General features: G+C 35.8%; 5 protein-coding genes. All 5 read right to left on the bottom strand.

What is annotated here, in order from left to right:
* Nucleotides 1-226: 226 nt before the first annotated feature.
* Nucleotides 227-1,504, bottom strand: coding sequence for a sensor histidine kinase (locus tag DW015_RS03450; protein ID WP_022126622.1), 1,278 nt, complete (start codon nt 1,502-1,504; stop codon nt 227-229).
* Complete coding sequence (locus tag DW015_RS03445) at nt 1,504-2,211, bottom strand: LytTR family DNA-binding domain-containing protein (protein WP_117904219.1); 708 nt, start codon at nt 2,209-2,211, stop codon at nt 1,504-1,506. Before DW015_RS03445 ends, DW015_RS03450 begins: the two co-directional genes overlap by 1 nt.
* A gap of 311 nt (nt 2,212-2,522) precedes the next feature.
* Nucleotides 2,523-3,227: a tetratricopeptide repeat protein gene (locus DW015_RS03440; protein WP_117904217.1), complete on the bottom strand. Its 705-nt coding sequence runs from the start codon at nt 3,225-3,227 to the stop codon at nt 2,523-2,525.
* 18 nt (nt 3,228-3,245) lie between these two features.
* The gene (gene mobP3, locus DW015_RS03435; RefSeq protein ID WP_278305939.1) at nt 3,246-4,955 is read right to left on the bottom strand and encodes a MobP3 family relaxase; all 1,710 of its coding nucleotides are present in this window, start codon (nt 4,953-4,955) and stop codon (nt 3,246-3,248) included.
* A 29-nt stretch (nt 4,956-4,984) separates the two neighbouring features.
* Nucleotides 4,985-5,797 carry a tyrosine-type recombinase/integrase gene (locus DW015_RS03430; RefSeq protein ID WP_278305933.1) on the bottom strand — a complete coding sequence of 271 codons (813 nt, stop codon included), beginning with the start codon at nt 5,795-5,797 and terminating at the stop codon, nt 4,985-4,987.
* Nucleotides 5,798-5,895 lie beyond the last annotated feature (98 nt).

Here is a 5,895-nt window from a genome sequence, read left to right as displayed (position 1 = left end):
CCTGTTACTAATGTCGTTATGCCATAGATCGCACTGAGAATTAACGTTATGACTATTCCTCGCTTTGTTTCCTGATCTGGTTTCCTCATTGTTTAATTGCTCTCCCGGATAAAAAATACGCTATACTTTTCCTAGCTGATCCTAGTTTTCAGTATAGCGTATACTATTTATTTTTTTCAAGTCTTTTGCGCCAAAGTACCTTTTTGGACGTCATTTGTTCTTTCCGTTAATACTTTATTAACATGTCGGCTGTGAATGTTTCGTCCTCCCATTCAAAAGATGTGACTCCACCCAACTGATCCGCAGCTTTTTTTATACTGCTTACACCTATACCATGTAATCCATTTCCTGACTTACTGGATTTAAGGTTCTGAGTGTCAACCTCATCTGATGAATTTATAACACAAATTCGAAGTTTCTTATCGACTTGTATCATTGAAATGTGAATATATTTATTGACACATGAACAGCGCTCTGCTCCTTCAATTGCATTATCAAGAAGATTAGCGAGTATCCGACAAATCAGCATATTGTCTATGGTCATTGATTCAAACACGTTTATCTTAGTTGTGAATTGTATATTTTTATTTAATGCTTCCTGCCATTTCATATTGATAATAGCATCAACGGATGAAATACCTGTGTAGCATATTCCACCTGCGTCTGATAAGCTGTTTGATAAATTCTCCAGATGCCTAATTGCCTCATTTTGATTTCCATAGCGGAACATAGATCTTGCCACAGATATCTGATTATTTATATCATGCTTTAATTGCCTTATCTCGTTGTATTTACTTTCAATCAGCATATAATTTTCTTCTTCTGATTTAAGTCTCTGTTCCATGACTTTCAATTTCAATTGATTTGCATATGTATCAAAAAAGTTAAACACAAATAAATTAAGTGCAAGTAATCCAATAACGGAAATCAAATAATTTATAGTCTGTCTATGGGTTAACCCATATGACACAAAAATCCCATTAAGAATGACCACACTTAAAATCGGTATTAATATAATTGACAGCCAGTTCTTTAATGGAATATCTTTCTGCTTGTTTTTTGAATACTCTATTATATATACCGAAAACCAGAAACAAAATAGCTTTGAACAAGCCATTCCAATATATCTGCCTAAACCTGAATTTAATTGATCCAAGGGGCTTCCGAAATTCAATATATAAAGTATTCCCATTGGAAGTGATTCTGAAGCAAGTATTACTATCAAGAATATTAATGAACAAAAAAGTTTTTTACCGAATTTACATTCAAACATTATGTTGGAAACAGCTGTCATCAGTACAAAAGTAGCGATCAAGTTGATCCATGGATATTCAAAAAATAATGTTACTGCTGCAAGAATCATAGAGGTAAGCAGTGTTGCCGGAAATATTGCTCTTTTTCGAACTCTGAAGCTCTCTTTCATCATATTGTACAAGTAAAAAATTATAATTGAGCTCTCAGCAATGCAATTTAGAATTTCTATAATTAATTCATTAACAGACATTAGCCCCACCTGCTTCTGCTAAATTTCAAAAAAGCTTTTGTGATATTTTCAAGATGATTTCTGCTGACGTATAGGCTTTTGCCATTCTTCAGAAATACTTGATTCTTTTTAATGTAGTCAATATTAGTAATGTTTATCAGAACGCTTTTATCGGAACGTACAAATAAACATCCTTCTAACATTTTCTCATAGTCGCCCAGTTTACCCTTTTGATAATAGTGTTTATTCAACGTATGGATGACTATTTGATGTGAATAAACCTCTATATACAAAATATCGACTGTAAGAAGTTCTTTCTCGATACCATCGTCAATGACTTTAATGTATTTCTTATTTCTATAATACTCTTGAACTGTATCGCTGAGTTGTTTCAAATAAATGGACTTGGGTTGATTTTTTAATATATATCTGAATGCCTTAACTTCATAGCCTTGATAAACGAATTTGTCAAAACTGGTCATAAAAATAAGGATCACATTTTTATCAATTTGCCTTAAAAACTCAGCCGTCTGCAAACCATTCAAATCTTTCATCTCAATATCAAGAATAACTAAATCATATTTATCTTTTGAAAATTGTTCAATAAATGATTCTCCGCTTTCGAATTCTGAAAATTCGAAAGCGTTTTCATGAGTCTGCAGCGAATTGATGTCATTTTTTAATTTCTCAATGTAAGTTTTTTCATCGTCACAAATAGCAATTCTCATAAAATCACTCCTTTATTTTATTTTAACACAAAATCCCAACTTTTTCAATATAAATCGAAATCATTAATATAAAATAAACAAAATTTACTGATTTAATGTTTTCGATTATTATTTGCATAAATCTGTATTTATGTGAAAAAGCACGGTCTATGAAACAATTTATCCATAGCTGTGCTTTTTTGGGGAGGCGATTGACTTTTATTTATCCGAATACCACAATCCGTTGCTTTATCAATTTTTCTTCCAGCTCTTTTTGAATTTAAGCATATTTTTTATTTTTCTACAACGGTTAATATATTTATTTCAAAAAATCAATCCAAGCTCTGTGTGAAATTCTCTTTAATTCCCATATCCTGCTTTTTCAACCTTATCATCCTCCGCAGCCTGCTGTCGACTGTTCGTCTGACCGATTTATACTTCTGTGTATAATCATCTTCAATGCACCTACTTAAATTCACAAACAATCCCATAACAGTATTTCTAAGTAGCATATTTTCAAAATGCCCCATATCGTCAAGCATATTCTGAGCGTACTCATTACCGTCGTTTGCGGACTTTGTAAGCCATTGGGCAGCCTTTTCCTTATCTTTTTCAACTCCCTCTGCCCCGAAAAGATAAAGCCTGCCGAGCTGATAAGTTGACCACATATTTTCAGCGGATTTTTCAAAATATTCGATGGCTTTAGGAATATCAATCTCCGTTCCAAGTCCCTTTTTGTACATAGCACCCAGTTTGTAATATAGATTATCGTCCGCCTGACCCTTGCTTTCAAGTTCAAGAAAACCGGATAATGCGACCTTGTAATATCTTTGTGCGGTTTCTTCACTTTGACTTACATATTCGCCTTTATCGTACATTTGAGCAACAGCGTATGGGGCATAAGGCTGTCCCTGTTCAGATGATTTGCGATACCACAAAAACGCCTGCGACAAGTCTTTTTCCACACCGTTGCCGTAGTAATATAAATTGGCGAGACTGTATTGTGCGAATTTGTTGCCCTCCTGAGCTGACTTCAAAAACCATTCAAATGCCTTTTAATAATCTTGTTCCGTTCCCAGACCATAGCAATGCATTTTTCCGATTCTATACCAAACGTAAGAACGCATATCCACGGGTTTCATGACCTGCCCTTTGTATTTTGGTTCATATGGAAACATAAAATCTGAGTCCGGCTCGATCTCCATAAAACCCTGAAATGCTTCTTCGTAGAATGAAAAAGACTTTTTTTCATCTTTTTCGCCGAGTTTATCAGTAGAATAGAGTTTGCCCAGATCTTGAATAGCAAGAACATTACCTGCCCCTGATTCGTTAAGCAAAAGCTGCTCCGCTTTTTGAAAATCTTCAAGCTTTGATCGCTTGTTATAAATCAGCTTGCAGGCTTCTTTGTAGGAACTACTCCACTTGAGGTAATATTTGCTTTTCGGAGCGTCATCAACATCGACTGTTACCGCATTTTCACCACTCCAAATGAAATCTTCGGCTGTCAGATCATCGTTATTTGAAAATGTCACTTTATCATTTTCGGATTGCTCAGATTCATCGAACTGTGGAGAAATATCAACATAAAAGTCATCATTCTCAAATTGTTCTGTTGGATCGGGTTCTTCAATTTCTACATCAATGACAGGATAATTCATGTCAAGCACAGTTCTGATTATCATATTCCGCACAGGCTGAAAAACTTTGTTATCAACCAATGGCGGCAGTTCTTTTTCTTTTTGCGTATAGGTCTTGTATTTCAAGCTCTCCAAACTGCACCATTTTTCATAAAGCTGACGGATATTATTGTCTTTTGCAAGTTCTGAAAAAATACTGTTGACCGTTTCTTTGACATCAGGCGGAAGGTACCCATATACTTTTTTGCCTTTAACATTCTGTAACTGAGAATATAGTTTGCGGATAAGATTTTCAAGCTGCGGATTTTCAAAACCGCCTTGCTGAACTTTTCTGACAACACTTTCAAACTCCGTTTTTGATACTGCTTTCAATTCGTCACGGCTTAATGTCTGCTCCTGATATATGGACTGCAAATCATCGTGAAATATATCGTTTGCAAAAGCTGAACGAATCTTATTAATTTCCTCGTTTGTTAAGAATCCTTCCTTTGTATTTTCGGAATAAACAAGCAGATGAATATGCGGGTGATGAGTCGTGTCATGAAATGCGGCGTACCATTTTAAATTGCATAATGAAATTTTCTGATTTTTTGCAATATCTGAAATGTGACGCATAACAAGCTGCCGCCACGCTTCCGAATTATCGTAGCCAAGTCTAATTGCATCTTCACGACGAAGTGAAATTACGTGGGACCAGACATTGCCTTTGTGATTTGCTATTTCGTTAGCTACCCTGTCAAGAATTATCGGTTCATCTTTTTCATTGAAAAGACCATGAGAACCTCTTTTCTGAACCCCCGGACGCATAGCCATGTAACCGACAAAATTCTGACGATTACCGATGACGTCAGCGTTACGCTCAATGATCGTACTGATTAGTTCCGAAGCGTTTTCTACAGTAGGGTTCGCAGTGTAGTCCTCATACTCAAGGTATCTTTTAGCTTCGGGAAAATCTGAAAGCAGATCACGAAGCAATTCTTGTTGGTTTTTAGTAGCGTTATCTTTTCTGTCAATAGTGTTTTGATCCCGAACCTCAACTGTTTCACGGGTTGCGATATACTTTGTGTAATTTCTGCGCTTGTTTTTACTTTTCTGTGTACCGCTTTTCAGATAGCGGCTTGTTACGATTATTTGCGATAAAGCTATAGTATCTCCTCCTAACCAATATTCAGTTTGTTTCTTGGATGCTTTGTTTTAAGTATCTCTTTTTGTTTTGCAGACGTAACATGTGTATAAATCTGAGTTGTAGTTATTGAACTATGTCCCAACATTCGCTGTATGTATCGGATATCAACATCTTCTTCGAGAAGAAGAGTAGCAAAAGAATGTCGGAACATATGGGGCGTTATATGCATATCTACTCCGCACTGTTTGCAATAGAAATTTATCATATTGCGAACAGACTGTTCGGTCATTCTTCTGCCTAGCTTGTTGACGAAAAAATATCCCGAATCTGGAATCTCTTTTTCAAATAACGAATGATATTTTCTAAGAATACTGAGTACCGCAAAATTTTCAATAGGTATAATACGTTCTTTTGAGCCTTTACCATAGAATTTAACCGAGTTTCCTAACAGATCAACATTATCTGAACGCAAAGTACAAATCTCCGCCACTCTAGCTCCTGTAGCGAAAAGCAATTCGAGAATTGCTGTATTACGAACTGCACTGCGAATCTGATAATCGCTTTTAGCAAACACAATCTGCTGATACGAAAAAGATATTAGTTTAGCTATAACTCCAAGGGGAATGGTTTTCGGCAGCAGCAAAGGCTCTTTTATCGTTGTTTCCAGTTTGTCAAACGGATTAAAGTCGATAAGATCCTGCAAAAGCAGAAAGTGAATAAACGCTTTAAGCGTTGCAAGCTTACGCTTGGCTGTTTTAGGCTTGTACTTTTTGTTGAGATATTCTATGTAGTCCCACAAGGCCTGCTTTGAAAGCTCGTTCGAGAAAACTCCGTACTGCGACAAGTCGATTTTATACGCTCGGATTAATCCTGTATAATAAAACTTGACACATAAAAAACAATCAAAGTATAATAAAAACAAAGGAGTGTGTCATCAATGGG

The organism is Ruminococcus sp. AF37-20 (genome assembly GCF_003460465.1).
Classification (GTDB): domain Bacteria; phylum Bacillota; class Clostridia; order Oscillospirales; family Ruminococcaceae; genus Hominimerdicola; species Hominimerdicola aceti.
The sequence above is the reverse complement of the archived record's forward strand: the minus strand, read 5'-3'. Positions and strand labels throughout refer to the sequence as shown.